We start from the raw sequence: 25858 nt of genomic DNA on the forward strand, positions 1-25858 counted from the left end.
GCGCCGCCCGGCGCCGGAGCCCGAATGTCCGACGCCGACGACAAGCCCGTTCCCTTCGCCCGCCGTCAGGTGCAGTGGGGACGCCCGCCACAGACGACCTTCATGGCCGGGCCTCTGCCGCGCGGCACGGGTCTGATCCCACCGGCGCCGCAAGCGCCGAAGCCTGCGCCCCGTCCGGCGGCTCCGGCGGCGACCTCGCCGCGACCGTCTCCGTCGCAAGGTTCGAGCGGGGTCTTCGGCGGCTCCCTGGTGCCGCAGCGCCGCGCGCCGCAACCCGCCGTCGGACCGACCCTGCTCACGGCGCCGATGCCGACCGCGCCGACGCCGCCGCGCCCTGTCGCCCCGTCGGCGCCCGTCGACGCCACGCCCAGGCCCCTGCCGGCGGCCCCGCTTGTGGCCCGCGACCCGCAGCCGGCCCCGAAGCCGACAATCGCGGCTAAGCCGACGCCTACTCCAGAGCCCGCGCCCGCGCCTCGCCCCGTTGTCGCGCCTGAGATCGCGGCGCCTCGTGCGGTGACGGCCGCGAAGGCCCCGGCGCGCAGCCGCACGCCGCTCTACGTCGCCGCCGCCGTCCTGGTGGTGATCGGGGCGCCCCTGGCCACCTGGCTGATCACGCGCTCGAACAGCGAACCGGTCGCGCCGTCGGCGCCGGCGACGTCCGTGCTTGAGACGGCGGCCGCCCCGGCGACCGAGGCCGTTGCGCCCGACGCGGCGCCGCTGACGCCCGCCCCGGCGCCAGCCGCCGCCCGTTCGTCCGCCCCCCGCCGGGCTCAATCGGCCTCGCCGGAAACCCTGGCGGCGAACAGGGCCTCGCCCCCCGCCACGCCGCCACCTGCCACGATGCCCCAGGCCGCGACGCCCCAGGCCGCGACGCCCCAGGCCGCGACGTCTGTCGCGTCCGCGCCGGTCGCCCCGCCGGCGGTCGTGGTGGTCGCGCCCGCGCCGGAGCCGGCCCCGCCCGCCGGTCCCCCGCCCACCGCCGCGCGCCCGGCCCAGAGCGACCCGGACGCCCCGGTGGTCACCAAGCCCCAGCCGCTGGACTAGGGCGCCAAAGGGGCGGGAGACGCTTGTCCGGCCTGTCCGGCTTGGCTATGGCCGGGGTCTGAGAGGGCGCGCTGGTCGGGGCGCTCTGCCGTCCCCCAGTAAATGTCGCGTGAGTCCAGCCTATGCCTACCTCCAACCCAGCAGCCTTCGCCGTGCGTCTCGGCGGCGAGGGGCACAGGGGCGAGACGGCGGCCTCGGTCCGGGCTCTGCTGAATGCGCACGCCGAGGGCCTGGTTCAGGCCTTCTACGACACCCTGCTGGACGACCCGGAGGCCAAGGCCTTCCTGCATCATTCCATCGTTCAGGAGCGGCTGAGCCGGTCGCTGCACGACTGGCTGCTGGACCTGCTGGACACGACCGGCGACGCCAATGACGCGGCCTTCATCGCCCGCCAGATCAAGATCGGCGAGGTCCACGCTCGCATCAAGATTCCTGTCCACCTGGTCATGGCCGGGGCCTCGGTCCTGAAGGCCCGTCTCGCCGACCTGCTGGAGAACGAGGCCGACGGCTTCCGCCAGTTCCGTCTGATCGACGAGCGCATCGACGCGGCGATCCGCCTGATGAGCCAGTCCTATGTGAAGGGCACCATGAACCGGGCCCGTCTCGACGAGGCCTATCGCCTGTTCTCCCTGGATCAGGACGTCAATCTGGAGCGCGAGAGCCAGCGCGCCAGCCTGATGGAATGGGGCCAGAAGACCCTGTTCCGCATCCTCGGCAACGGCGCCGGCGACGGCCGCGAAGCCATGGCCAACTCGCCCTTCGGCCTGTGGATCCGCCACCGCGCGGGCTTCCTGTTCGAGACCTCTCCGCATCTGGCGGCGCTGAACCAGGCCATGGCGCGGATCGACGGGGTTCTGTTGCCCCGGCTGGAGCCCGACAGCGGCGGCGACCGCGCCGAGGCCCTGAAGGCCCTGCAGACGGCGGTCGAGGAGGTCGCCTATCTGCTGAACGAGATGTTCCAGGTCCTAGGCGACATGGAGAACGGGCGCGATCCCCTGACGCGGGCGCTGAACCGGCGCTTCCTGCCCTCGATCCTGAGCCGCGAGATCGGCTTCGCCAACGCCAACAAGAGCGCCCTGTCGGTGATGCTGATCGACGTGGATCACTTCAAGAATGTCAACGACACGCGCGGCCACCAGGCCGGCGACGAGGTGCTGCGTCAGGTCGCGGAGGCCATCACCGAGAACGTCCGGCCCAGCGACTTCGTCTTCCGCTACGGCGGCGAGGAGTTCCTGGTGGTGCTGGTCGAGACCCGGCTGGATCAGGCCATGACCATCGCCGAGCGCGTCCGCGCCGCCCTCCAGGGACGCGCCATCAAGGCCGGCGGGCTGGAGCCCTTCAGCGTTACCGCCTCGATCGGCGTCGCCGAACACGGCGGCCACCCCGACGAGAACTACCTCATCAAGGCCGCAGACGAGGCCCTGTATCGCGCCAAGAACACGGGCCGGAACCGCGTCGAACGAGGTTAGTGTCCGGGCGGCGGCGTCTGCTCGGCCAGGACCGGCACGCGGGTCGCCTTGCGAATGGCGTCGGTGAGCAGGTTGCGGTCGAGGGCGCTCTGGCGCGTCGGCTGGTCCGGAATCGCGATGAACTGGGTGCCGTAGATCTGGGGGCGGCCCGTCGCCACCAGGTAGCGATCCAGACTGGCGGCGGCCAGCCAGTCGCCGTCCGGTTCGCCGGGCTGCGAGGAGGAGAGCCAGAGGTTTCATGCCCCTGGATAAGGGGAACGGCAACGCTTGGCGCAAGTCTGGATATCTTTGTTCTGTGATCTCGGGCGAGGGCCGGTCGTCCGGATGGACAGGCCCTTCTACTCCAGGCGGTAGAGCAGGCGGCTGATGACGAGACGACCCGGCTCCACACCCGGTCCGAGGCGCAGGCGCGAGGAAGGCAGGGCGTCCAGTGTGGCTTGCCCGAAGCCGACGCGCGGAGGGTTCTCCATCTCGATGCGGCAATCGCGCAGTCGGCCGCTCTCGGCCACGATGCAACTGAACAAGACCTCTCCAGCACCGGCCGATATGGCGCTGTTGGGATACTGCGGCGTCGCAAGCCTCTGCCAGATGTCGGGAAAGACGCCGAGACGTTCGTAGGGCGGATCGATCTCGATCAGATCGTCACGCGGATCGTCCAGCCGGGCCTCGCAGGCGGCGAGGACCTGATCGAGGCCGTCAGCGTCAGATGGGAGAGGCAGGTCGTATCGACGGGCCTGGGCGGTCTCGCTGCTGGCTGGCAATCGAACCGACGCCGTACCGCCCTTTCTCAAGATGCGGGCGACATGGACGGGGCGGCTGGCGAAGATCATGGGCTGATCGGCAAGGTTGAGCCAGGTCTGTCTCTGATGCTCCTCGCCTTGCACCGCCCATTCGAGCCGACGGGTTTGCGGGCCGGATTCGATCGGTACGCCGGTCATCATGACGTCCAGGCGCCTATTGCGGCATCGGACGACAAAGGACTGGCCGCTCTCATAGCTGGCGCTGGCGATCAGGGCGCCGCTGGCCTCCGTCAGGGTCCAGCCGTCCTTGTCCTGCGCGGCCGCCGGAGTGGCGGCGAGCAGGGCGGACAGAAGGGTTGCTGCGGCGATCATGCCGCTGATAGGCGCATGGAGGCGGCCCTATCGCAACGTCAGATAGCCCCGCTCGACCATGCGGCGCAGGGCCTCGTAGGCTTCGGCCAGTTCTTCATAGGCGGTGCGGGCGGCGGTCAGGCGGGCGGTCTGGTCGGGGGTCACGGCCGAGCCGGATTCGGACAGGCGCAGGGCCTCGGCGGCCCACCGGGCGCGGGCGCTGGCGGTCAGGACGGCCAGCTTCTGGAAGGTCCCGGTGTTCACCTGCGACAGGGTCTGGCTGATGACCTCGCGGTTCGAGACGAAGGCGGCGTAGTCGATCTGCTCCAGCAGGCCGCGCAGGCGGCGCTGCTCCTGCGGATCCATGTCCTGCGGCTCGAAATGGTCGCGCTGGCGGCGATAGCTCTGGGTCAGCACGGTCGACATCGGCGGCGCTCCACTGGGCGGTCCACGCGGACTGCGGCCTGAGGCTGCGCCGCTTCGGTTAACGGGTCGTTTGCATGCCGGTATGGGCCAGCTTCAGCCGCTCGCGATCGGGGGCGCCGAGGCCGCGCGGGCAGGCCATGGGCTGATAGGTTTTCGAGTAGCAGAGCCGCGCCTCGCGGAACCAGCCGTCGGTGGTGGCGATGAAGACCCCGCTGCGGGGCAGGCCGGGGTTGGCGGCGACGAAGGCGTCGCGGATGGCGCCGGCGGTCAGGCGCTCGGCCGGAATGGCCTCCAGATCGGGCTTGTTCAGGCCGTTCCACATGCGGGCGGCCTGTTCGAAATAGGCCTCGGGGCTGTCCCAGCCGCAGGTGCCGTGGGCGGCCCATTCATGCTGTTGCAGCGACGGCGAGGGGGTCATGCAGAAGTGTTGGCGCACGGTGGCGACCGGGATGGCCGGGCCGGGGGCGGCGCAGTAGCGCGGGTGCCGGTTGTCAGCCCCGTTGGGCCACAGGCCGTGCAGGGTCAGGCCGAACTGGTTCTGGGCGCACTGGTAACGCTCGTCCGGGTAGTCCTTGCCTGAGCGGCAGGCCTGGGGCGACCAACTGACGGCCAGCATGTTGAAGGCCACCGGCACGTCGGCGGCGACCTCGTCGGCGGGCGGCGTATAGGGGCGGGCGGGCGTCAGGTCGGCGGGAACGGCGCAGGTCGCGCCCTCGGCGGCGCTCATCACCGGCGACGACAGGCGCGGCTCGCAGGCGGCCAGCAGCAGGGCGGCGCCCAGAACGGCGGGCGAGATCAGCAGGGTCGGCCGCATCAGGGGCTCCGGTCGGGTCGGCGGGAAAAAATGACGACTAGACGCTTCACGCCATGGGGTCGAGACGGAACCCGGCGCCCGTCTCGCCCATTGATAAGCGTGAGCATAGGGGACCCTGTGATGCCTGAACAAACCGCCTTTGAAGCCGCCCTGGAAGAGGCGATCGCCCTGTTCGAGCAGGGCGAGGCGATGAACCAGGCCCGTTTCGACGAACTGCTGGCCGAGCTGGAGGCCCGCCGCCCCGATCTGGAGGCCGTGCCCGAAGGCGATCCGCGCGCCGCCCGCGCCCGCGAGCTGCAGGCCCGGGCCGACGAACTGGAGCGCCGCGCCGCCCTTGGCCACGGCCAGATGGACGAGGTCAACACCCTGCTGACCCCCTTGATGGGGAAACGGTAGCTCCGCCACTGGCGCGCCCGATCAGCAACACCATATGGTGCGGATAACTCGAGGAACCGCACCATGACCGACGCCGCCCCCGCCCTGAAGACCCTGAAGATCGACTTCGTCTCGGACGTGGTCTGTCCCTGGTGCGCCGTGGGGCTGGGCGGACTGACGACGGCGCTGGAGACGCTGAAGGGCGAGGGGATCGCCGCCGACATCGCCTTCCAGCCGTTCGAGCTGAACCCGCAGATGGCGCCCGAGGGCGAGAACATCGTCGAGCACATCGGCAAGAAATACGGCTCCACCCCCGAACAGTCGGCCCAGAACCGCGAGATGATCCGCGCCCGCGCCGCCGAGGTCGGCTTTGACATGAAGATGGGGCCGGAAAGCCGCATCTGGAACACCTTCGACGCCCACCGCCTGTTGCACTGGGCGCATGAGACGGCGCCGGAGAAGCAGGAGGCCCTGAAGCGCGCCCTGTTCACCGCCCACTTCACCGACAACCGCAACATCACCGACGCTCGCGTCCTGACCGAGGCCGCCGAGGCGGCGGGGCTGGACCGGGCCGAGGCGGGCGAGGTCCTGGCCTCGGGCCGCTATGCGCAAGAGGTGCGCGGGGCGGAGGACCTGTGGCGGGCGCGGGGCATCACCTCGGTCCCCGCCGTGGTGGTCGAGAGCAAGTACCTGATCAGCGGGGGCCAGCCGGCGGCGGCGTTTGAAGAGGCGCTGCGGAAGATCGCGGCGGAGGTTTAGCGCTCAATCAGCCCGACTGGCGTTAGCGCACAAAGAGTCCTTCTCCCCTTGTGGGAGAAGGTGGGCGCCGGAGGCGCTCGGATGAGGGGTGTCGGCGGGGCGTTTTGACATGAGGCGGCGTGCGAATTTCCGCGCACCCCTCATCCGTCAGGCTTTCGCCTGCCACCTTCTCCCTCAAGGGGAGAAGGTGAAAAACAGAGTCCAATTCGTCTGAATTGTCTGAAATCGCCCCCTCGGGATCGAGGCGGGCCTTGAGGGCGGTCAGGCGGGCTTCGATGGCGCGGCGGCCGGCGTGGTCGTCGGGCGAGAGGGCGGCGGCGTCGCGGGCGACGGCGGCGACCTCTTGCAGGTCTTGCTCCAGGGTGGCGTGGGGTTCGGGCTTGGGCCCAGAGTCGGGCGTGGCGGCGGCCAGAAGGGCGGGGTCGCCCAAACTCACGCTGGAAAGCGCGCGCCAGTTGCGCAGCCAGGAGGCGGCCTCGGCGGCGCGGCCGCGTTGCAGGGCGCGGTTCAGGCGCATCAGGGCCTGGGCCGCCATCTGGGTCAGGTCGGGCGGGGTTTCGGGGGCTTCGTGCTGCGGATCGGGCCAGATGTCTTCCATGTCGCTGCGGCGCCAGCCCTCGCGCGCGGCGCGGGAGCGCAGGGTTCCCAGCTTCAGGTCATAGCGGGCGCAGACGGCCTCGGCCGCGTCCCCGGCCAGATAGTCGCGCCGCGCCGCCGCCCAGGTCCGCGCCGAGCGGACGCGATAGCCGTCGCTGGCGGGGTCGCCTGCGGGGGCGTCCATGAGGTCGCCGCCGACCGCCGGGCCGTCCGCCCCGGCGGCTGTCGAGGGCCGGACATGGTCGGGGATGTAGGTGGTGTCGCCGAACTCATCCTGCTGCCACCGTCCCGAGGCGACGATCCGGGGCTCGCCCTCGTGCCAGTATGCCTCCCGCGCGTCGTCCATCTCGCCTCCTCCTGCCTGCGGGAAGGAGGTTGGAGGACGGGTGCGTCAGGATCGGACGTGGGAATTGCCTAGGTCCGATCCGGGAGGCGCTCTTTGACCCTATTTAAGAGGGCGCGTGTAGTCGCTCTCGAATTTGACAAACGGCACCGCGTTCGACGATCACCGTGTGTAGCACTTCTTGGGGGGAGTAGATGTCCACAGCAATCGAGAGCGATGCCTACCGGGTTCTCGCTGATGCTCAATCTGCGCTTGATGCTCTCATGAGCAGGATGCGCTTTGGCTCAGATAACATCAATAAATATGCATATGCGGTCAAGGCAAGAGTAAAGAACGCTTCCAGCCTTGTTGAGAAGGTTGATGCAAAACGCATCAGTGGAAAAAATAACTACACAGTTTATGACGCAACCGATCTAATCGGCGTGAGAATTTTGTGTTTGTGGCCCAATGATCTCGTTGGGGCTGTCATGTGGCTTCTTAGATTCATAGAAGATAAATCTGAGCCAGGTCATGATAGTCTATTTTCCGGCCCATCTATAAATGAAGCTATTAAGGAAATAATTATATACAGGGCTTCTACACCAACAAAGTATATATACGAAGAGTGTCATACTCGCGTGAATGTTTCTTTTCGAGACAAATTAGATGAATACAAAATCAATATTGCAAATATTGATGACAGTAAAAACTATTCATCAATTCATATTGTTGCTAATTTAAAATCTGCAGCACAGGACAAAGTGTTTCCTGTTGAGTTTCAGATCCGTACCGCCCTTGAGGACGTTTGGGCGGAAATGGATCATAAGTTATTTTATAAAGGTGAGCAAAACGTAGCTTATCCAGCGGATATAAGGCTGTCTCGTAGGATAATGTTAGCTCAAAAGCAGCATATCGATGCGATATCGGTTTCTACTGAGGACATAAGGTTGTCTGTAGAGCAAAGAAAAAGAACCATCTCTTCTAAGAGACACGAAAAATCTTATAGTATTCGTACGAACGAGGTGCTTGCCGGTGTTTCAGGCGCTTCTGAGCGAGTAAAGCAAATTTTCGATAAAACTCAAGCGGATGTGTCTAGTATTTATGTGAAAATCGACGCGGCAATTAAAGGCGCTGATTTTTCATACATGCCGCAAATGTCATCAGATATAGATAGGCTTTGTGACGAGCTTGGACAATTTAATGAAATAGGTAAGAGTGACGTAGATGTTGTTAAGTCTCGTCTTCAGTACTATACAAAAATGGAGCATGCATTGGCTCTATTTTGGAAGGCAAAATTTCTTGCTGAAGGTTTGTCTGACGTAAGTAATAGCAGTCCAAGATTTTATGGTTCTGCATCTACTGCGCTTTCGGCGGCTAAGTCCGAATGCCTAGAGATATATGAAGGCTTGTCTTCGTCGGACAATCATAAAAAAGATTCTTTGTTATGGTATAGAATTGCTAATGTTCAGTACGAGCTTAATGGCGATCCTTATTCTGCTCTTGAGTCGCTAGATTTGTCTGTAGATTTTAAGAGTGATGAATATTTTCTACCAAATAAAAATCTTTACAGGCTTGTAATTCCTAGAGCTAGATTTTTTATAAAATGGTCCATTAATGACAATGGTGATGAAGAGGATCTTTTAGCATCCGGTCGGGCTACGGAAGTGAAAAACATTCTTCTTGAATGTGCAGCTGGAACTTACAAGCTTGATAATTTTTTCCCAATATCTGATGAGTTTTGTAATGTGGAAGACGCTGAGCTTGAGGAAATAAAAACAAAGAATAACTGGATATTCTACGCATTAAGGTATCTTCAACTTGGCGGAGATCAAAATGGATTGGATGATATTGGGCTAACTTCTAGTGTGATCGACGATGCTGTTAAATATATTGTTGATCGAATGGAGAAGGCTCAGACGTCGGCCACTTCAATACACACGCTTATGGTCTTGTCTCAGTGGCAAGGTAAGTTGCCTTTAGCGTTGGAGCTTGCGGACAAGCTCGAAGAGTCGCTTAGCGCAGGCGCTGAAAATGACTTGGACAACCAGCGATGGCGAACGACTTTCCGATCCGATATCGAGTCCGTAAGAGCGTCTGGTTCGTAGCGCTATCTTTGGAGAGATCGGACGCGAGGCTAACCGAAGCCGCCTCGCGTCCATAGTCCTGATCCCGGCTGGGCCGGGGTGGGTGGGTCGGTTAGACCTTCACCTCCACCATCCCGCCCCCCGCCCTGAACTTGGCGCTCATTTCGGCCATGCCGGCTTCGGCTTCCTGGGCGGCGAGGCTGGCGCCCGCGTCGTTCTGGGCCAGGGCGTCGCGGCGGATGTCCTGGCTGATCTTCATGCTGCAGAACTTGGGGCCGCACATGGAGCAGAAGTGGGCGGTCTTGTGCGCCTCCTTGGGCAGGGTGGCGTCGTGGTATTTGCGGGCGGTTTCGGGATCGAGGCCGAGGTTGAACTGGTCCTCCCAGCGGAACTCGAACCGGGCGCGCGACAGGGCGTCGTCGTGCACGCGGGCGGCGGGGTGGCCCTTGGCCAGGTCGGCGGCGTGGGCGGCGATCTTGTAGGTGATGACGCCGTCCTTGACGTCCTGACGGTCGGGCAGGCCCAGGTGCTCCTTGGGCGTGACGTAGCAGAGCATGGCCGTGCCGAACCAGCCGATCATGGCCGCGCCGATGGCGCTGGTGATGTGGTCATAGCCGGGGGCGATGTCGGTGGTCAGCGGGCCCAAGGTATAGAAGGGCGCCTCGTGGCAGTGCTTGAGCTGCTCATCCATGTTGGCCTTGATCTTGTGCATCGGCACGTGGCCGGGGCCTTCGATCATGACCTGGCAGCCCTTGGCCCAGGCGATTTTCGTCAGTTCGCCGAGGGTGCGAAGCTCGGCGAACTGGGCCTCATCGTTGGCGTCGGCGATGGAGCCGGGGCGCAGGCCGTCGCCGAGGCTGAACGAGACGTCGTAGGCCCGCATGATGTCGCAGATGTCCTCGAAGTGCTCGTAGAGGAAGCTCTCCTTGTGATGGGCCAGGCACCACTTGGCCATGATGGAGCCGCCGCGCGAGACGATGCCCGTCACGCGCTTGGCCGTCATCGGCACGAAGGGCAGGCGCACGCCCGCGTGGATGGTGAAGTAGTCCACGCCCTGTTCAGACTGTTCGATCAGGGTGTCGCGGAACACCTCCCAGGTCAGGTCCTCGGCGATGCCGTTCACCTTCTCCAGCGCCTGATAGATGGGGACGGTGCCGATGGGGACCGACGAGTTGCGGATGATCCAGTCGCGGATGTTGTGGATGTTGCGGCCGGTCGACAGGTCCATGACGTTGTCGGCGCCCCAGCGGGTGGCCCAGACCAGCTTGTCCACCTCGTCGTCGACGCTGGAGAGGACGGCAGAGTTGCCGATGTTGGCGTTGATCTTCACCAGGAAGTTGCGGCCGATGATCATCGGCTCGACTTCGGGGTGGTTGATGTTGTGCGGGATGATGGCGCGGCCGCGCGCGATTTCCTGACGCACGAACTCGGGCGTGACGAAGTCGGGGATCGAGGCGCCGAAGTCTTCGCCGTCGCGGATGCAGGGGGCGTTCTGCTCGCGGCGCAGGTTCTCGCGGATGGCGACGTATTCCATCTCGGGCGTGATGATGCCGGCCTGGGCGTATTCGTACTGGGTGACGGGCCGGCCTTCGACGCCCTTGAAGACCTGATGGTTGGAGACGTCGAAGCGGGGGGCGAGGTGCTTGCCGCTGGCGTGGCCGTTGTCCTCGGGTTTGACCTCGCGCGGGTTCAGGACGGGGGCGATGTCGCCGCGGTCCAACTGCCACGACGACTTCACGCGGGGCAGGCCCTTCTTGATGTCGATGGTGACGGCGGGGTCGGTGTAGGGGCCGGAGCTGTCGTACATCGTCACCGGCGGCTCGTTGGCGCTGGGGTGGACGGCGACCTCGCGGAAGGGGACGCGGATGTCCGGGTAGAGCTCGCCCGCCACATAGACCTTGACGCCGCCGGCGCGGGGGCCGGTGGGGATGCGGCCGGTCTCGGCCTCGACGGCCTTGCGGGCCTCGGCGAGGGGGAGCTCGATGTTCGGCTCGTGCGGCTGTTCGGTCGTCGGCGTGACGTTGATGTTCATGGCGGCCTCAAAACGTTTGAGGTCCGCCGACGTCGGGCGTGCCGGTCCTGTGGCGTGAAGCCGGGGCCGGAAGCGTACTCATCCCTTCGCCGGCATGACCCGGATCAGGTTCGACGGGTCAGAGGAGAAACCTCTATCTCAGCCGCTCGATTGCGACCCCCCGGAGAACGGCGCGACCCTAGCCCGTTTCGGGGGTAGGTCAAGCGAGGCGGGCGTGGCAGTAAGGGGAATGATCCTTTCCCGCCCCTATCGCCCCGAGGACATGGCCGGATGCCTGGCCCTGTTCGACAGCAATACGCCGCGCTTCTTTGACGCGAGCGAGCGGGAGAGCTTTGTCGGGTTTCTAGGGGATCAGGCCCTGCGCTGGCCCTATCAGGTGATCGAGCTGGACGGGCGGATCGTCGGCTGCGGCGGCCATGCGGTCGAGGCGGACGGGGTCAGCGTCGCCCTGTGCTGGGGCATGGTGGATAACAGCCTGCACGGCCAAGGGCTGGGGCGGGTGCTGACCGAGGCGCGGATCGCGGCGGCGCGGGCCACGCCGGGGATCCGCCGCGTCATCCTGAACACCAGCCAGCATACCCAGGGCTTCTATGCGCGGTTCGGTTTCGAGGCGGAAAAGGTCACGCCCGACGGCTTCGCGCCCGGCATCGACCGCTGGGACATGGTGCTGAGGCTGGATTGAGGGAGGGGGGCGGTCCGGCTTCTCAGTCGGGGGGGCGTTAAGGCCGGACCGCCACAGACGACATCGGGGTTGGGGGGCGTCCGATGTGTCCGATGCAATAACAACGGACCTGAAACTTGGTTCCGCAAGAATTCGCGCGTTCACCATGATTGTTGAACGCAGGTCGGCGAGGGGGCGGTTTTCTTCGTCAGAGAACGGTTGAAAGATGTGTTTTCGAACAAGACAGAGGCGCGCGGGATGAAGACTTTGGGCGTTCTGGGCGGCATGGGGCCGGCGGCGACGACAGCCTTTCTGGCGCGGGTGCAGGCCCTGACCCCGGCCAAGGGGGACGAGGACCACGTGCGGGTGGTCATGGACATGAACCCGCAGGTGCCCAACCGCCACACCCAGCCCGAGGCGGCGGGGCGGACCCTGGGAGAGATGGCGGCGCGGCTGCGCGATGCCGGAGCCGAGGTTCTGGCCATGCCGTGCAACACCGCCCACGCCCATGCCGGGGCGATCCGGTCGGCGGGTGTTCCCTTCATCGACATGGTGGCCGAGACGGCCAAGGCGGCGGCGGCAGGGGGCGCGGCGCGGATCGGGGTGCTGGCGACGCCGGGCGGCGAGGCCCTCTATGCCGAGGCTCTGGCGGCCGAGGGCGTGGCGATGGTGCGGCTGTCCGAGGCCGACCGGGCGCGTTTCATGGCCTCGGTCTTCGGGGTCAAGGCGGGCGACACGGGGCCGCAGCAGAGAGCGGCCATGCGGGGCCTGGCGGCGGCTCTGGTCGCAGCGGGGGCGCAAGGGATCATCGGCGGCTGCACCGAGGTGCCGTTGTTGCTGGACGCGGGCGACGTGGCGGTTCCGCTGACGGATTCGGCGGAGGTGTTGGCGCAGGCGTGCGTGGCGGCGTGTCTGTAGTTTCGGGAATCCTCCCCCTTGGAACGGGGGAGGATCGAGGTTGATGCGGTTGCCTCGCGCGCCGTCACGCGGCACACCGATCCGGTGAAACAGTCTCTCATCATTGATTGCGATCCCGGCGTCGACGACGCCACGGGGTTGCTGACCGCCTTCGCCTCCCATGACCTCGACCTGCTGGCCGTGACCACGGTCGGGGGCAACGTCAGCGCCGAAAAGACGGCGCGCAACGCGCGGATCCTGCGCCAGATCGCCGGGCGTGAAGACGTGCCCGTCTTCGCCGGGGCCGAGCGGCCCCTGAAGCGCGAACCCGCCGGAGCGGGCGAGTTCCACGGGGCAGAGGGGCTGGGCGATCTGGAGCCGTTCGAGCCCGTCGCGCCGACGGCCGAGGGGACGGCGGCGGAGGCCATCGCAAGGCTGGTGATGGAGCGGCCTGCGGACAGCGTGGCCCTGATCGTCATGGGGCCGATGACCAACCTGGCCCTGGCCATGCGGGCGGAGCCCAGGCTGGCGGAGCATCTGGGGCCGGTGGTCGTGATGGGCGGGGCGAGGTCGGAGGGCGGCAACATCACCGCCAGCGCCGAGTTCAACATCTGGGCCGACCCGGACGCGGCGGCCGAGGTCTTTGCGTCCGGTTGCCGGATGATCGTTCTGGGGCTGGACGCCACCCATCAGGTGCGCTCGACCGAGGCGCGCATCAGCACGATCGAGGCGGTGGACACGGCCTCGGGGCGGACGGCGGCGGGGATGCTGCGCTTCTCGCAGCGGACCGAGCGCGAGATCGTCGGCTGGGACGCCGGGCCGCTGCACGACCCCTGCACCGTGGCGTGGCTGTTGAAGCCGCAGCTGTTCGAGCTGGCGCCGTGCCGGATCGAGGTGGAGACTGAGAGCGATCTGACGCGCGGCCATACGGCGGTGGAGTTTCGCGTCGAGGCCGCGACGGCCAGGCATTTCTGGGCGACAAGGGCGGATGCGGACGGGGTCTTCGCCCTGATCGCGGAGAGACTGGGAGCAGGGCAATGAGGATCACCGTCGTCGGGTCGATCAATCTGGACATGGTGGCGTCCGCGCCCAGTCTGCCCGCGCCGGGCGAGACGGTGACGGGCGCGACGTTGGCGCGCCATGCGGGCGGCAAGGGCGCCAATCAGGCTCTGGCGGCAAGGCGGCTGGGTGCCGAGGTCAGCCTGATCGGGCGGGTCGGCGAGGATGAGATGTCCGGCGCGGCCGTGGCCCTGATGCTGGCGCACGGGGTTGATCTGTCTGGGGTCGAGACGGACATCGCGGCGCCGACGGGGGTGGCCCTGATCGCGGTCGATCCGACGGGCGAGAACCAGATCGTGGTCGCCGCCGGGGCCAACCACTTCGTCACGCCCGAACAACTGCCGTCGCGGATCGAGACGCCGCTGATCGTCCAGCTGGAGCTGCCGATCGAGACGGTCGAGGCGGCGGTGGGCCGGGCCACGGACTTTGTCTGCGTCAACCTGGCGCCCGCCGCCCCGGTGTCGGAGGCCCTGCTGCGGCGGGCCGATCTGATCGTGGTCAACGAGACGGAGGCGGCCTTTTATGGCGAGGCCCTGCACGTCGGCGGGGGGCTGGTGGCGGTGACCAAGGGCGCACGCGGGGCGGTCATGTACCGGCGCGGCGTCGAGATGGCCTGGGCCACGCCGCCGCGTGTCGAAGCGCTGGACGCGACCGGGGCGGGCGACGCCTTCGTCGGCGCCATCACCGTGGCCCTGCTGGACGGGATGACGGAGGACGCGGCCCTGCACTTCGCCTGCGCGGCGGGGGCGCTGGCGGCTACGCGACCGGGGGCGCAGTCGTCGCTGGGCACGCGCGAAGAGGTCGAGGGGTTGCTGGCGAGGTAGTGGATTTCTCCCTCCCCTTCATGGGGAGGGTGGCTGAGCCGTAAGGCGAAGTCGGGTGGGGGCGACGAGGCAACTCAAGCACCGCGTGCCGTATCGCCATGCCCTCCCCACCCGGTCGCTGCGCGACCACCCTCCCCGAACGGGGAGGGAGAGACGTTGGCGCTGGCGCCCCTACCGCTCGTCGTACTGGCGCAGCAGGAAGAGGGTTCCGACGGCGGTCAGGGCGCCCAGGGCGAAGGCGGCGACCAGGGAGCCGGTGGCGGCGGCGGTGGAGACGGTGACCGGGCGCTTGGCGTACCATTCGACGATCTCGCCCGCGTGGGCGTGGTCGAGGCCCTCGTCATAGGCGTCGTCCAGATAGGTTTCGTCGGCGGCGGCCATAGGCGTCTCCTTATTGCCTGCGCTAAATCCCCGGCGCGGTCGGGCGGTTCCCAGTCGTGACAGAGGATCGCACATCCAGTAAAGGGCGCGCCTCACGTTTCAGAAATCTGGCAGCGAGATTCATGGCCGGCCACTCGAAATTCAAGAACATCATGCACCGCAAGGGGCGCGCCGATGCGCAGCGCTCCAAGCTGTTCTCCAAACTGTCGCGCGACATCACCGTGGCCGCCAAGTCGGGCATGCCCGATCCGGCCCTGAACCCGCGCCTGCGTCTGGCGGTCAACAACGCCAAGGCCGAAAGCCTGCCCAAGGACGTCATCCAGCGCGCCATCAACAAGGCCGCCGGCGGCGACGCCGACACGATGGAAGAGGTCCGCTACGAGGGCCGGGGCCCCGGCGGCGTCGGCATCATCGTCGAGGCCCTGACCGACAATCGCAACCGCGCGGCCTCGAACATCGGCACGGCCTTCAAGAAGAACGGCGGCGCCCTGGGCGAGATGAACTCGGTCGCCTTCATGTGGGACAAGGTGGGCAAGATCACCTATCCCGCCGAGGCCGGCACCGAGGACGCCGTGATGGAGGCCGCCATCGAGGCCGGCGCTTCGGACGTCGAGAGCGACCTGGTCAAGCCGGACATCTATGAGGACGCGCCGGGCCACGTCATCTGGACCGCCTATGAGGACCTGAACGAGGTGGCCGAGGCCATGTCCAAGGTCCTGGGCGACCCCAAGTCGACCGCCATCGTCTGGAAGCCGCAGTCGGAAGTGCCGGTGACCGGCGAGGCTGTCGGCACCCTGTTCAAGCTGCTGGACGCCCTGGACGCCGAGGACGACGTGTCGTCGGTCTATTCCAACGAAGACATCTCGGACGAAGACGCGGCCAAGTACGCGGGCTGATCGCTCCTGATTCTGCCTCCTAGCGGGGGCAGGTCTGCATCCAGTCCGGATCCGGCTCGGCGGCCCTGAGGTCGTCGAGCGTCGGGATGTTGCGCTCGGCGTCGGCGCTGACGGTGATGTGGGACATGGCCGAGGCCGTGGGCGCCTCGCGATTATAGACCGTCAGGGCGAAGGGCGCGTGGCCCGGCGCCGCGACGCGCCAGACGCTGTTGCTTTCGCCCGCGCCGAAGGCGTAGCAGCCGATCGGATCGACGCTGGCCCCGCGCACCCGCAGGGCCTCGACCGGATCGAAGGGCACGGGTTCGCCCGTCGCTGACCATTTGAAGATGATCCGCGTCGTCGGCGTGCGCGTGGTCTCGACGTTCAGGTCCGCCAGCCGGCCCTGCGACGGCGAGGTCCAGCGGACCATGGAGGCGCGGCGCTGCACGTCGGCGGGGTCGAGCGCCGAGGGCGTGCCGGCGACGAAGACCGACAGGACGGCGTCCACCATCTGATTGGCGCGGGTGACCTTGGGCCATTGCTCGGCGCAGGCGCCCTCGGCGTAGCTGGCCATGTTGGCGGTTTCCGCCAGAACCTGGGTGCAGCGGGCCATGAACTGATCCTGCGTCTCCTGCGCGGCGGCGGGCGTCGTCATGAGGCAGGGCAGGCCGGCGAGAGAGGCTACGAACAGGGCGGCGCGCATGGCGGCTTCCTTTCGGCGATCGCTGATCGGGGAAGAATGCGCTCGATGACGGAGCGGGGCAAGCGGAGCCGGGCCAGCGGCTGACCGCCCGGAGGAACAGGCGACGCGGCCGACCGTTGCCGTGGGATGAACCTGTCCGAGATCGAGAGTTTCGCCCTGCCCATCCTGGGCGCCGTCGTGGCGGGCGGGATCATCGGGTTCGAGCGCGAATGGCGCGGTCGAGCGGCGGGGTTTCGCACCCATATCCTGGTCAGTCTGGCCTCGGCCCTGTTGATGCTGGCGGCCATGGGGCAGGCGGACTGGGCGTTTCGCGCCCTGCCGGACGAGAACATCGTCACCGACCCCACGCGGATGGCGCACGGGGTGCTGACCGGGATCGGTTTCCTGTGCGCGGGCGTGATCTTCCGCACCGGCTTCTCGATCCATGGGCTGACCACGGCGGCGAGCCTGTGGATCACCTCGGCCATCGGCCTGCTGTTCGGGGCGGGGCTGTTCACCCTGGGCGTGGTCGGGACGGTGACGACGGGGCTGATCCTGGTGGGGCTGCGGCTGGTCAGCGTGCGGCTGCCGGCGCGGGTGCTGACGGACGTGGAGGTGCGCTGGCGCCGCGACGGGCCTTCACCCGAGCGCGAGGTCGAGGCCGCGCTGAAGGCCATTGATCCCACGCCGCATCATGACCGGTTTGAACTGATCGAGCGGGGCGAGGTCGTGCGCCGCAGCTGGCGGATCAAGGCGGGGAGCGAGGTCGAGCTGAAAGCGCTGGCGACCCGGCTGTGCGCCCTGCCGGGCGTGACGGAATACGTGCTGGATCCCCGCGACGACTGACCCTTGCGGCAGAACGCGGCGCGGTCCACGGTGAGCGGTCCTGCGCAGCTTTAGGGGCGGACATGACGGTGGCCGGAGTATTGGACTGGGGCCTGATCGGGCCGGTGGCGGCGGCCATGGTCGCGGGCGGCCTGATCGGGATCGAGCGGACCTATCATGGACATCCAGCCGGGTTCCGCACCCATATCCTGGTCTGCATGACCTCCTGCGTCCTGATGCTGGCGGCCATGCATCAGGCGACCTGGGCCTTTGTCGCCCTCCCGGACCAGAGGCTGGTGATCGACCCGACCCGGATGTCGCACGGCATCCTGACGGGGATCGGCTTCCTGTGCGCGGGGGTCATCTTCCGCGAGGGCTTTTCGGTGCACGGCCTGACCACGGCGGCCTCGCTGTGGACCACCTCGGCGGTCGGGGTCATGTTCGGCATCGGCATGTGGGACCTGGGTCTGATCGCCGGGGGCGCGACCCTGCTGGTGCTGGCTATCCTGAGGTTCCTCGACGCCCGCCTGCCGCACGTGGGCGTGGTGGACGTGACCCTGCGCTGGGCGCGCGGGTCGGCGCCGGGCGAGGCGACCCTGCGCGGCCTGCTGGCCGACAGCGGGCTGAAGCCGGTGCGGGTCGGCCATGTGGTCAGCCACGACGGCCAGATTCACGAACACCACATCAAGGCGCGCGGGCCCATGCCCCTGCGGGTCGACGACCTGTCGGCGCGGCTGGCCCAGCAGGGCGGGCTGGCGGGGTTCTCGGTCATGCCCAGAGACGACTAATAGGACGACGAGGGCGCCGGCTGACGCACTACATGCAGAAGGCGATGGCGGCGTCGAGCCAGACGGCGAGGCCGTGACGGCTCCACAACCAGCCGCCGAGCGCCGCGAGCGTCACGAGGCCCATGGCGCCGCAGCCGATGGCGAGGCGGCGGCTCATTCGGCCGGGACCGTTTCAGGGCGCACGACCGGGGCCTCGCGCACCGGGACATTGGCCAGGGCCGCCATGACGGCCAGGATGATGGAGATGATCCAGATCGCGCCGTAGGAGCCGGTCAGGTCGAAGGCCACGCCCGCCAGCCAGGCGCCCAGAAACGCCCCGACCTGATGGCTGAGGAAGACGATGCCGGCGAGCGCCGACAGGTGGCGCACGCCGAAGATCTGGGCCACCAGACCATTGGTCAGGGGCACGGTGCCCAGCCACAGGAAGCCGAAGGTCGCGGCGAAGACCAGGGCGCTGGCCGGTGACAAGGGGACCAGCAGGAAGACGGCGATGGCGACCGCGCGCATGGCGTAGAGCAGGGTCAGCAGGCCCTTCTTCGACCCCTTGGAGCCCCAGGCGCCCCAGAGCCATGAACCGGCGATGTTGAACAGGCCGATCAGGGCCAGGGAGGCCGCGCCGACCCCGCCCGACAGGCCCATGTCGCGCAGGTAGGCGGGCAGGTGGGTGCCGACGAAGGCGACGTGAAAGCCGCAGACGAAGAAGCCGAGGTTCAGCAGGGCGAAGCTGGGATTGGTCAGGGCCTCCTTCAGCGCGGCCTTCAGCGGCAGGCCGTCGCGGGCGGTCGGGGCCGGGGGCTTGCCCGCCAGGCCGAGCGCCAGGGGAATGATCAGGGCGACCAGACCCCCCATCACGAACAGGGTGAGGCGCCAGTCGAGCGCATCGAGCAAGCCCTGCGCCGCCGGGACCACGAGGAACTGGCCGAAGGAGCCGCCGGCGGTGACGATGCCGAAGGCCAGGGTGCGTTTCTCGGGCGGGACGGCGCGGCCGACGGCGCCCAGAACCACCACGAAGGTCACGCCCGCCATCGACAGGCCGACCATGACGCCGAAGCCGAGCATGAGGCCGAGCGCATTGGCGGCGGTGGCCGCCACGGCCAGACCGGCCAGATAGACCAGGGCGCCGCCGACCGCGACCTTGCCCGCGCCGTGCTTGTCGGCCCAGGCCCCGACGAAGGGCTGGATGAGGCCGAACAGCAGGTTCTGGGCGGCGATGATCAGGCCGAAGGTCTGACGGTCGATCTCCAGGTCCAGACCCACCGGGCGCAGGAAGAGGCCGAAGGACTGACGCACGCCCATGGACAGGGTGACGATGACGGCGCCGGTCAGGATCATGATCCAGGCGCGGCGCGACAGGCCGGAAGAGGGGGCCGGGGAGGCGGCGTCAGACATCGGTTTCAAGCTCGGTCAGCAGGGCGATCAGGGCGGCCTCGCGGGGGCCGAGGATGTCGGAGACGCGGTTCTGGGCGGTGCGCCACAGGGGCAGGGCGTCGGCCAGCTTCTCCAGCCCGGCCGGGGTGACGGACAGCTTCTGGCCGCGCGCGCCCGGCTCGGTCTCGGCGGCGACCCACCCCTTGCGCTCCAAGGGCTGCAGGGTGCGCCACAGGGCGCTCTTCTCGTGGGCGGTGGTCTCGGCCAGTTCGAGCAGGCCGGGACGGTCCAGCCGCGACAGGGTGCGCATGACCGAGAACTGGGTGACGGTCAGACCGACCGGGGCCAGGGCCTCGTCATAGACGCGGGAGAGGGTGCGCGAGGCGCGGCGCAGACGGCCGCAGATGCAGGGGCTGGCGTCGATCATTGCATATGCAAAGCACAGCGTCGTTGCATATGCAATGCGAAAGGCCCGAGCGCCCGGTCATTGTTCGCTAACCCTCTTTGGGGCAATAGGAACGGATGGCGAACGAAACGACTCGCATCCTGGGGTTGGACCCCGGCCTGCGCCGCACCGGCTGGGGCGTGATCGAAAGCGAGGGCAGCCGCCTGCGCTGGATCGCGCACGGGGTGGTGGCGCCCGCCGAGAAGGCGCCCTTCCCGGAGCGGCTGCTGCATCTGCTGGAGGAGGTCGGGTCGATCTGCGCCGCCTATTCCTGCGATGAGGCGGCGATCGAGGAGGTCTTCGTCAACATGAACGGGGCCTCGACGCTGAAGCTGGGCCATGCGCGGGCGGCGGTCATGCTGGCCCCGGCGCGGGCGGGGCTGAGCGTGGCGGAATACGCCCCGAGCCTGGTCAAGAAGGCGGTGGTCGGCGCGGGTCAGGCGGACAAGAGCCAGGTGGCCTTCATGATCAGGCGGCTGCTGCCGGCGGCGGGCGAGGTGAAGGCCGACGCGGCGGACGCCCTGGCTGTGGCGATCACCCACGCCCACCATCGGCGGAGTTTGAGTTTGAGTGCGAGCCTGAGGGGCGCGGCATGATCGGGCGTTTGCGCGGGGTTCTGGCCGAGGTCGGGGAGGCGGAATGCCTGATCGACTGCGGCGGGGTGGGCTATGTGGCGGCCTGCGGGGCGCGGACCCTGGGGCGGCTTCCGGCGCCGGGCGACGAGACGACCCTCTATATCCATAGCCAGTGGAGCGAGGACGCGGGGCCGCGCCTCTATGGCTTCCTGACGCGCGACGAGCGGCGGGCCTTCACCGTGTTGCTGGCTATTCAGGGCGTGGGGCCGAAGGCGGCGCTGGCCGTGCTGGACGTCCTGCCGCCGGGCGAACTGGCCTCGGCCGTGGCGCGCGAGGACAAGGCGGCGGTGGCGCGGGCCAATATGGTGGGCCCCAAGCTGGCCCTGCGCATCGTCACCGAACTGAAGGGCAAGGCCCTGGGCGACGCCCACTTCGCGCCGGTCGCGCCGGGCGTTCACGCCGAGGTCGCCGCCGCCCCGCCGCCGCCGAGCGTGACAGGCGAGGCGGTCGCGGCCCTGCTGGGGCTGGGCATAGCCGAGGTCAATGCGAGGCGGGCCGTGGATCAGGCGCTGATCCGGCTGGGGGATGAGGCCGAACTGTCGGCGGTGATCCGCGCGGCCCTGCAGGAGCTGGGGCGGTGAGGCGCGCGCTTCGGGCGGTGATCTTGTTTCGCGCGGGGGACGCAGCCTATGACGACGGCTCTCCCCAACGCCAATCAAGGATTGAAAATGAACAAGAAATTGCAGGTCGTCATCGTCTTCGTCGTGGGGCTGGTCGCGATGGCGGTCGGCTATGCCGTCCTGAAAATGTAAGCCGGACCGGCGTGGGAGCGACGCGATGACGGATGACCGGCTGGTCGCTCCCGACGCCGAGCCGGGCGAGAAGCACGACCGCGCACTGCGGCCGCAGACTCTGTCCGAGTTCGTCGGTCAGTCGGCGGCCAAGGGCAATCTGAAGGTCTTCATCGACGCGGCGCGCGGGCGATCCGAGGCGCTGGATCACGTCCTGCTGTTCGGGCCTCCGGGGCTGGGCAAGACGACGCTGGCGCAGATTGTGTCGCGGGAACTGGGCGTGGGTTTCCGGGCCACCTCGGGGCCGATCCTCGCCAAGGCGGGGGATCTGGCGGCCATCCTGACCAATCTGGAACCGCGCGACGTCCTGTTCATCGACGAGATTCACCGCATGGCTCCGCAGGTCGAGGAGATCCTCTATCCGGCGATGGAGGACCATGTGCTGGACCTGATCATCGGCGAGGGGCCGTCGGCGCGCAGCGTGCGCATCGACCTGGCGCCCTTCACCCTGGTCGGGGCGACGACGCGGGCGGGCTTGCTGGCCACGCCGCTGCGGGACCGGTTCGGCATTCCGCTCAGGCTTGAGTTCTATTCGCCCGAGGAACTGACGGCGGTGATCCGGGGCGCGGCGCGCAAGATGGGCGCGGCCATCACCGAGGACGGGGCCATGGAGATCGCGCGACGGGCGCGGGGCACGCCGCGCATCGCCGGGCGCCTGCTGCGCCGGGTGCGGGATTTCGCCGACGCTGAGGGCGGCGCGATCGACCGGCTGGCGGCGGCTCGGGCCTTGGCGCGGCTGGAGGTCGACGAGCAGGGGCTGGACAGTCTGGACCGGCGCTTCCTCAAGGCCCTGATCGAGAATTATGGCGGCGGGCCGGTGGGCATGGACACTTTGGCGGCGGCGATCGCCGAGGCGCGCGACGCGGTCGAGGACGTGATCGAGCCCTATCTGTTGCAGCAGGGCTTCATCATGCGCACCCCGCGCGGACGCGTGGCCTGCGCCAAGGCCTATGAGCATCTGGGGCTGACGGCGCCCCAGGTTCAGCCCGCGCCGCCGCCGGACCTGTTCGGGAAGTAGCCGCCTTCCTTCTCCCCTTGAGGGAGAAGGTGGCCCGTCAGGGCCGGATGAGGGGTGTCGGCGCAAGGGTGTATGGGAAGCCTTCAGCCAGGGTCTTCGCACCCCTCATCCGTCAGGCTTCGCCTGCCACCTTCTCCCACAAGGGGAGAAGGGTGAGGCGCAAATGATTCGCAAAAGGGCTTCACCCGCTGTCGAAACCCGGCCATGCTTCACGGCGAAGGGAGACGGGTGATGGCGCGAGGCGGGATCGGGACGGACCAGAAGATCGCCGTGCTGGGTGCGGCCGTGCTGCTGCTCGGCGCGCTGAGCCTGTTCGCTGTGGGCCAGGGCGCGCGCTTCGGGCCGACGCAGGCGACGCCCGCAGAGCGGGCCCTGACCCAGGTGAAGGCGCAGATGGGGCCGACCGCCGAGGTGCGCTATCTGGAAAACGGCAAACGCCGCGCCGTCTGCGGCTACGCCGGTATCGCCGGGCAAAGGCAGGCCGTGGCCTTCGTCTCGCGGCCCAATCGCATCCTGATGGGGGACGAGCCCCTGGGCGCCGAGTTCGCCGACATGAAGGCCGAGTTCTGTCCGGGCTTCAACGCAGCTGCTCCGACGGCTAAGGCCTCGGCGACGACTTCCGCTCAGGGCTGATCATGATCGACCAACCGACCGCCGGCCGCTTTGACGGGCTGGATCATCTGCTGCCGGTGCGGGTCTATTACGAGGACACGGATTTCACCGGGCTGGTCTATCACGCCAACTATGTGCGCTATTTCGAACGGGGGCGGTCGGACTTCCTGCGGCTGGCGGGGGTGGGCCACGCCGAACTGCTGGAGCAGGACGAGCCGTTGGCCTTTGTCGTGGCGGAGCTGAACATCAGGTACGCCAGGCCGGCGCGGATCGACGACGCCCTGGTGGTGCGGACCCGCTATGAGGCCATCAAGGGGCCGCGCCTGATTATCCGCCAGGCGGTCGAGCGCGACGGCGAGGTGCTGTGCCGGGCCGATGTGACGGCGGTCTGCATCCATCTGGACGGGCGGCCGCGGCGCCCGACGAAGCGGTTGGTGGAGTTGGTGGGGCCGTGGCTGACGGGGGAAGGTGCTTGATCCTCCCTTCTCCCCTTGGGGGAGAAGGTGGCCCGTCAGGGGCGGATGAGGGGTGCCGGCGCGAGGGGTGATGGAAGCCGCGGAGCTGCGTCTTCGCACCCCTCATCCGTCCGGCTTCGCCGTCCACCTTCTCCCTCAAGGGGAGAAGGATGAATGCTCAAGCCTCGCAATAACGCGCTTGTCAGACGCGGCCCCCGTGACGCGAGGCGCGACGCCCGCTAGACCCGCCGCCATGAAACCGCCACGTCCGCCCGCTCGATAAGGTCGGACGACACCGGACCCACCCAAGGACCCCGCATGACCGCCCCAGTCGACGCCTCGCTGCTGAATCCCATCGAGCTGTTCATGACCGCCGACTGGGTGGTGAAGACCGTGATGGTCGGCCTGGCCGCGGCCTCGGTCTGGTCCTGGACCATCATCATCGACAAGGGCGTGCGTTTCGCCCGCATGAACGCCCGCGCCAGCGCGTTCGAAAAGCAGGTCGAGAGCGGCCGTTCGCTGGAAGACGTGGCGGCGCAGGCCGGGCCGCAGCCGGTCGATCCCCTGCCGCGCATGCTGGTGCTGACCCTGCAGGACTGGCGCGAGGCGCGCTCGCGCGGGGCCATGACGGACACCCAGGGCAATATGCTGATCGCCCGCATCGACCGGGCGCTGGATTCGGTCATCGCCCGCGAGAGCCAGAAGATCGAGAACGGTCTGGGCGTGCTGTCGGTGGTGGCCACCGCCTCGCCCTTCATCGGCCTGTTCGGCACGGTCTGGGGCATCATGAACGCCTTCGACAGCATCGCGGCGGCAGGCAACACCAATCTGACGACCGTGGCGCCGGCCATCGCCGAGGCCCTGTTCGCCACGGCCATCGGTCTAGCGGCGGCCATCCCGGCCTATATCGCCTTCAACGCCTTCTCGGTGTCGGCGGGCAAGTTCACCGGGCGTCTGGAAGCCTTCGCCGACGACCTGCAGTCGGCCATCGCCCGCCGTCTGGGCGCGCCCTCGGCCCCGCCGCCCCCGCCGCCGCCGTCGGCTGACCTGAACCTGCGTCGGGGCGCCTGATCCATGGCGATGGGTGGAGGAGGCGGAAGCTCGGGCGGGCGCGGTCGTCGCCGCGCGCGCAAGCGGCCGCTGAGCGAGATCAACGTCACGCCGCTGGTCGACGTCATGCTGGTGCTGTTGATCATCTTCATGATCTCGGCGCCTCTGCTGACCGTCGGCGTGCCGGTGGAGTTGCCCAAGACCGAGGCCAGCGCCGTCGAGACCACCGACAAGCCGATCACGGTCTCGATCGATCAGAACGGCGCCATCTTCATCGGCGAGGGCGAGGTCCGCTGGGAGAACCTGGCGATCCGCGTGGCCGAAGAGGGCGGCGACAAGGCGCGCGACAAGGCCGTCTTCATCCGCGCCGACGGCCGGGCCCCCTATCAGGCCGTGGCCCGCGTCATGGCGCGCCTGTCGGCCTCGGGCTTCACCAAGCTGAACCTGATCACCGACACGGCGGCTGACGAGACGGCGGAGGGCTGACGGCTTTGCGTCGACCCAGTCCCGCCATTGTCGGATCGCTCGCGCTGCACGCAGGAGTGGTCGCGCTCGCGCTTGTCTCGTGGTCGTCGAAGGACGAGCCCAAGCCGCTGGTGAACTCGGTGCCGGTGTCGATCGTCTCGGACATCGAGATCGCCGCCGCGCCTGCGGACAATCCGCAGCCCGAACCCTCGCCCGAGGACGGCGCCACCGCCCCGGTCGAGACGCCCCCGGAGCCGGTTCCGCCGGAGCCCAGGCCGACCCCGCCGCCGCCTGCGCCGCGTCCGACCCCTGTGCCGCCGCGTCCCACGCCCAAGCCGCCGGAAAAGGCCCCTGCGCCGCGCCCGACGCCTGCGCCGACCCCGCGTCCCACGCCGCCCCGCCCGGCCCCGACGCCGCCTGAAAAGGCGCGCCCAACCCCGCCGACGCCTGCGCGTCCGACGCCGCCCGCACCGGCCCGCCCGGCGCCCGCCAAGCCCGCGCCCGGTCTGGACCTGGACGCCCTGGCCGGTCCGCCGCGCCCGACGCCGAACCGGGGCCGCCCCGCGACGGGTCAGCAGGGCTCGGGGACGGCGCCGCGCGCCACGGGACCGCAGCTTGCCGCTCTGGGAGGGCAGGTGACGCCGAACTGGAACCTGAACTGCGATATGCCGGGGATGGATGAACTGGTGATCCGCGTCACCGTGCGCCTGAGCGCCGACGGGGACATCATCGGCTCGCCGCGCCTGCAGGATACGCGCAGCGATCCAACCTGGCGGGCGGCTTCGGAAGCCATGTTGCGGGCGCTGCGGGCGACGTCGCCGTTCACGGTTCCCGCCGGTTTCCAAGCTCAGGACGTGCCGTTCCGGTTTGAAACCGCGCGTCAGTGCGGCGGTCGGTAAAATGTCAGGTTCAGCGATCCTCCCCTGCGTAGCGGGGGAGGATTGAGCTGGGGCGACGCCAAAGTCTGAAAGTCGCCCCAATCCGGGGCAAGCTTGTCTTTCACAAGCTGGTTTT

General features: G+C 67.9%; 32 protein-coding genes and 1 riboswitch. Of the genes, 21 read left to right on the forward strand and 11 right to left on the reverse strand.

The features are described 5' to 3' along the window. Window positions 1–24: 24 nt before the first annotated feature. Both ACI2KI_RS10955 and ACI2KI_RS10960 read left to right on the forward strand, forming a co-directional pair. A complete protein-coding gene (locus ACI2KI_RS10955) occupies window positions 25–1044 on the forward strand; it encodes a hypothetical protein (protein WP_404620003.1) in 1020 nt (339 codons plus the stop codon). A gap of 122 nt (window positions 1045–1166) precedes the next feature. Then, the gene (locus ACI2KI_RS10960; RefSeq protein WP_404620005.1) at window positions 1167–2513 is read left to right on the forward strand and encodes a diguanylate cyclase; all 1347 of its coding nucleotides are present in this window, start codon (window positions 1167–1169) and stop codon (window positions 2511–2513) included. Here the strand turns inward: ACI2KI_RS10960 and ACI2KI_RS10965 are convergent. The 4 genes from ACI2KI_RS10965 to ACI2KI_RS10980 all read right to left on the reverse strand — a co-directional run bounded on the left by ACI2KI_RS10965 (window position 2510) and on the right by ACI2KI_RS10980 (window position 4844). Next, a complete protein-coding gene (locus ACI2KI_RS10965; RefSeq protein ID WP_404620007.1) occupies window positions 2510–2671 on the reverse strand; it encodes a hypothetical protein in 162 nt (53 codons plus the stop codon). The two genes, ACI2KI_RS10960 and ACI2KI_RS10965, sit on opposite strands and share 4 nt — an antisense overlap. A 180-nt stretch (window positions 2672–2851) precedes the next feature. After that, window positions 2852–3625 (reverse strand): hypothetical protein, encoded by a 774-nt coding sequence (locus ACI2KI_RS10970; RefSeq protein WP_404620009.1) that lies wholly within the window; start codon window positions 3623–3625, stop codon window positions 2852–2854. Between the two features lie 27 nt (window positions 3626–3652). After that, the gene (locus ACI2KI_RS10975; RefSeq protein ID WP_292085624.1) at window positions 3653–4030 is read right to left on the reverse strand and encodes a hypothetical protein; all 378 of its coding nucleotides are present in this window, start codon (window positions 4028–4030) and stop codon (window positions 3653–3655) included. 58 nt (window positions 4031–4088) lie between these two features. Then, window positions 4089–4844 carry a ribonuclease gene (locus ACI2KI_RS10980; protein ID WP_404620011.1) on the reverse strand — a complete coding sequence of 252 codons (756 nt, stop codon included), beginning with the start codon at window positions 4842–4844 and terminating at the stop codon, window positions 4089–4091. 120 nt (window positions 4845–4964) lie between these two features. Between ACI2KI_RS10980 and ACI2KI_RS10985 the strand changes: the two genes are divergently transcribed. Then, window positions 4965–5240, forward strand: coding sequence for a hypothetical protein (locus ACI2KI_RS10985; RefSeq protein WP_404620013.1), 276 nt, complete (start codon window positions 4965–4967; stop codon window positions 5238–5240). A gap of 63 nt (window positions 5241–5303) precedes the next feature. After that, window positions 5304–5978 carry a DsbA family oxidoreductase gene (locus ACI2KI_RS10990; RefSeq protein WP_404620015.1) on the forward strand — a complete coding sequence of 225 codons (675 nt, stop codon included), beginning with the start codon at window positions 5304–5306 and terminating at the stop codon, window positions 5976–5978. A gap of 22 nt (window positions 5979–6000) precedes the next feature. Here the strand turns inward: ACI2KI_RS10990 and ACI2KI_RS10995 are convergent, their stop codons facing one another. Next, entirely contained in the window at window positions 6001–6921 is a 921-nt protein-coding gene (locus tag ACI2KI_RS10995; protein ID WP_404620017.1) for a hypothetical protein, read from the reverse strand. Between the two features lie 191 nt (window positions 6922–7112). Here ACI2KI_RS10995 and ACI2KI_RS11000 point away from each other — a divergent pair, with 191 nt between their 5' ends. Then, complete coding sequence (locus tag ACI2KI_RS11000; RefSeq protein ID WP_404620019.1) at window positions 7113–9002, forward strand: hypothetical protein; 1890 nt, start codon at window positions 7113–7115, stop codon at window positions 9000–9002. Between the two features lie 91 nt (window positions 9003–9093). Here ACI2KI_RS11000 and thiC read toward each other — a convergent pair whose 3' ends face one another. Further along, window positions 9094–11013 carry a phosphomethylpyrimidine synthase ThiC gene (gene thiC, locus ACI2KI_RS11005; protein WP_404620021.1) on the reverse strand — a complete coding sequence of 640 codons (1920 nt, stop codon included), beginning with the start codon at window positions 11011–11013 and terminating at the stop codon, window positions 9094–9096. A 63-nt stretch (window positions 11014–11076) separates the two neighbouring features. Then, window positions 11077–11186, reverse strand: a riboswitch (TPP riboswitch). A gap of 56 nt (window positions 11187–11242) precedes the next feature. On the opposite strand from thiC, the gene ACI2KI_RS11010 reads away from it, so the two are divergent. From ACI2KI_RS11010 to ACI2KI_RS11025, 4 genes are all read left to right on the forward strand, one after another. Beyond that, window positions 11243–11695, forward strand: coding sequence for a GNAT family N-acetyltransferase (locus ACI2KI_RS11010; protein WP_404620023.1), 453 nt, complete (start codon window positions 11243–11245; stop codon window positions 11693–11695). 237 nt (window positions 11696–11932) lie between these two features. After that, window positions 11933–12592, forward strand: a complete 660-nt coding sequence (locus ACI2KI_RS11015) for an aspartate/glutamate racemase family protein (protein ID WP_404620025.1) — start codon at window positions 11933–11935, stop codon at window positions 12590–12592. Between the two features lie 84 nt (window positions 12593–12676). Beyond that, on the forward strand, window positions 12677–13612 hold the full coding sequence (locus tag ACI2KI_RS11020; RefSeq protein WP_404620027.1) for a nucleoside hydrolase: 936 nt from the start codon (window positions 12677–12679) through the stop codon (window positions 13610–13612). Continuing rightward, entirely contained in the window at window positions 13609–14454 is an 846-nt protein-coding gene (locus ACI2KI_RS11025; RefSeq protein WP_404620029.1) for a ribokinase, read from the forward strand. Before ACI2KI_RS11020 ends, ACI2KI_RS11025 begins: the two co-directional genes overlap by 4 nt. 171 nt (window positions 14455–14625) lie before the next feature. Here the strand turns inward: ACI2KI_RS11025 and ACI2KI_RS11030 are convergent, their stop codons facing one another. After that, the gene (locus ACI2KI_RS11030) at window positions 14626–14835 is read right to left on the reverse strand and encodes a hypothetical protein (protein ID WP_207825389.1); all 210 of its coding nucleotides are present in this window, start codon (window positions 14833–14835) and stop codon (window positions 14626–14628) included. Window positions 14836–14957: 122 nt separating this feature from the next. On the opposite strand from ACI2KI_RS11030, the gene ACI2KI_RS11035 reads away from it, so the two are divergent. Next, window positions 14958–15731: a YebC/PmpR family DNA-binding transcriptional regulator gene (locus ACI2KI_RS11035; RefSeq protein ID WP_292085645.1), complete on the forward strand. Its 774-nt coding sequence runs from the start codon at window positions 14958–14960 to the stop codon at window positions 15729–15731. 19 nt (window positions 15732–15750) lie between these two features. On the opposite strand, the gene ACI2KI_RS11040 is transcribed toward ACI2KI_RS11035, so the two are convergent. Beyond that, on the reverse strand, window positions 15751–16413 hold the full coding sequence (locus tag ACI2KI_RS11040) for a hypothetical protein (RefSeq protein ID WP_404620031.1): 663 nt from the start codon (window positions 16411–16413) through the stop codon (window positions 15751–15753). A gap of 126 nt (window positions 16414–16539) precedes the next feature. On the opposite strand from ACI2KI_RS11040, the gene ACI2KI_RS11045 reads away from it, so the two are divergent. After that, on the forward strand, window positions 16540–17238 hold the full coding sequence (locus tag ACI2KI_RS11045) for an MgtC/SapB family protein (protein WP_312066128.1): 699 nt from the start codon (window positions 16540–16542) through the stop codon (window positions 17236–17238). A 62-nt stretch (window positions 17239–17300) separates the two neighbouring features. Further along, complete coding sequence (locus ACI2KI_RS11050) at window positions 17301–18005, forward strand: MgtC/SapB family protein (RefSeq protein WP_292085649.1); 705 nt, start codon at window positions 17301–17303, stop codon at window positions 18003–18005. A gap of 28 nt (window positions 18006–18033) precedes the next feature. Here the strand turns inward: ACI2KI_RS11050 and ACI2KI_RS11055 are convergent, their stop codons facing one another. Genes ACI2KI_RS11055 through ACI2KI_RS11065 form a run of 3 tightly spaced genes read right to left on the reverse strand, consistent with a single transcriptional unit; the run spans window position 18034 to window position 19800 of the window. Next, the gene (locus ACI2KI_RS11055; RefSeq protein WP_404620033.1) at window positions 18034–18162 is read right to left on the reverse strand and encodes a hypothetical protein; all 129 of its coding nucleotides are present in this window, start codon (window positions 18160–18162) and stop codon (window positions 18034–18036) included. After that, a complete protein-coding gene (locus ACI2KI_RS11060; RefSeq protein WP_404620035.1) occupies window positions 18159–19394 on the reverse strand; it encodes an MFS transporter in 1236 nt (411 codons plus the stop codon). The genes ACI2KI_RS11055 and ACI2KI_RS11060 overlap by 4 nt, the downstream gene beginning before the upstream one ends. Next, window positions 19387–19800 (reverse strand): MarR family winged helix-turn-helix transcriptional regulator, encoded by a 414-nt coding sequence (locus tag ACI2KI_RS11065; protein WP_292085654.1) that lies wholly within the window; start codon window positions 19798–19800, stop codon window positions 19387–19389. The genes ACI2KI_RS11060 and ACI2KI_RS11065 overlap by 8 nt, the downstream gene beginning before the upstream one ends. A gap of 95 nt (window positions 19801–19895) precedes the next feature. Here ACI2KI_RS11065 and ruvC point away from each other — a divergent pair, with 95 nt between their 5' ends. The 9 genes from ruvC to ACI2KI_RS11110 all read left to right on the forward strand — a co-directional run bounded on the left by ruvC (window position 19896) and on the right by ACI2KI_RS11110 (window position 25743). Continuing rightward, window positions 19896–20414 (forward strand): crossover junction endodeoxyribonuclease RuvC, encoded by a 519-nt coding sequence (ruvC, locus tag ACI2KI_RS11070; protein WP_404620037.1) that lies wholly within the window; start codon window positions 19896–19898, stop codon window positions 20412–20414. After that, window positions 20411–21034, forward strand: a complete 624-nt coding sequence (gene ruvA / locus ACI2KI_RS11075) for a Holliday junction branch migration protein RuvA (protein WP_404620039.1) — start codon at window positions 20411–20413, stop codon at window positions 21032–21034. The genes ruvC and ruvA overlap by 4 nt, the downstream gene beginning before the upstream one ends. Before the next feature lie 48 nt (window positions 21035–21082). Beyond that, the gene (locus ACI2KI_RS11080) at window positions 21083–21205 is read left to right on the forward strand and encodes a hypothetical protein (protein WP_404620041.1); all 123 of its coding nucleotides are present in this window, start codon (window positions 21083–21085) and stop codon (window positions 21203–21205) included. 25 nt (window positions 21206–21230) lie between these two features. Then, window positions 21231–22262 carry a Holliday junction branch migration DNA helicase RuvB gene (ruvB, locus tag ACI2KI_RS11085; RefSeq protein WP_404620043.1) on the forward strand — a complete coding sequence of 344 codons (1032 nt, stop codon included), beginning with the start codon at window positions 21231–21233 and terminating at the stop codon, window positions 22260–22262. A gap of 231 nt (window positions 22263–22493) precedes the next feature. After that, on the forward strand, window positions 22494–22895 hold the full coding sequence (locus ACI2KI_RS11090; RefSeq protein ID WP_404620045.1) for a hypothetical protein: 402 nt from the start codon (window positions 22494–22496) through the stop codon (window positions 22893–22895). A gap of 2 nt (window positions 22896–22897) precedes the next feature. Continuing rightward, window positions 22898–23350, forward strand: coding sequence for a tol-pal system-associated acyl-CoA thioesterase (gene ybgC, locus ACI2KI_RS11095; RefSeq protein WP_404620047.1), 453 nt, complete (start codon window positions 22898–22900; stop codon window positions 23348–23350). Window positions 23351–23647: 297 nt separating this feature from the next. Further along, the gene (gene tolQ / locus ACI2KI_RS11100) at window positions 23648–24400 is read left to right on the forward strand and encodes a protein TolQ (protein ID WP_404620049.1); all 753 of its coding nucleotides are present in this window, start codon (window positions 23648–23650) and stop codon (window positions 24398–24400) included. A gap of 3 nt (window positions 24401–24403) precedes the next feature. Further along, the gene (locus ACI2KI_RS11105; RefSeq protein WP_404620051.1) at window positions 24404–24865 is read left to right on the forward strand and encodes an ExbD/TolR family protein; all 462 of its coding nucleotides are present in this window, start codon (window positions 24404–24406) and stop codon (window positions 24863–24865) included. Window positions 24866–24921: 56 nt separating this feature from the next. Beyond that, window positions 24922–25743, forward strand: a complete 822-nt coding sequence (locus ACI2KI_RS11110; protein WP_404620053.1) for a hypothetical protein — start codon at window positions 24922–24924, stop codon at window positions 25741–25743. Window positions 25744–25858: the final 115 nt, after the last annotated feature.

The organism is Brevundimonas sp. NPDC046655, assembly GCF_044901625.1.
Classification (GTDB): Bacteria; Pseudomonadota; Alphaproteobacteria; order Caulobacterales; family Caulobacteraceae; genus Brevundimonas.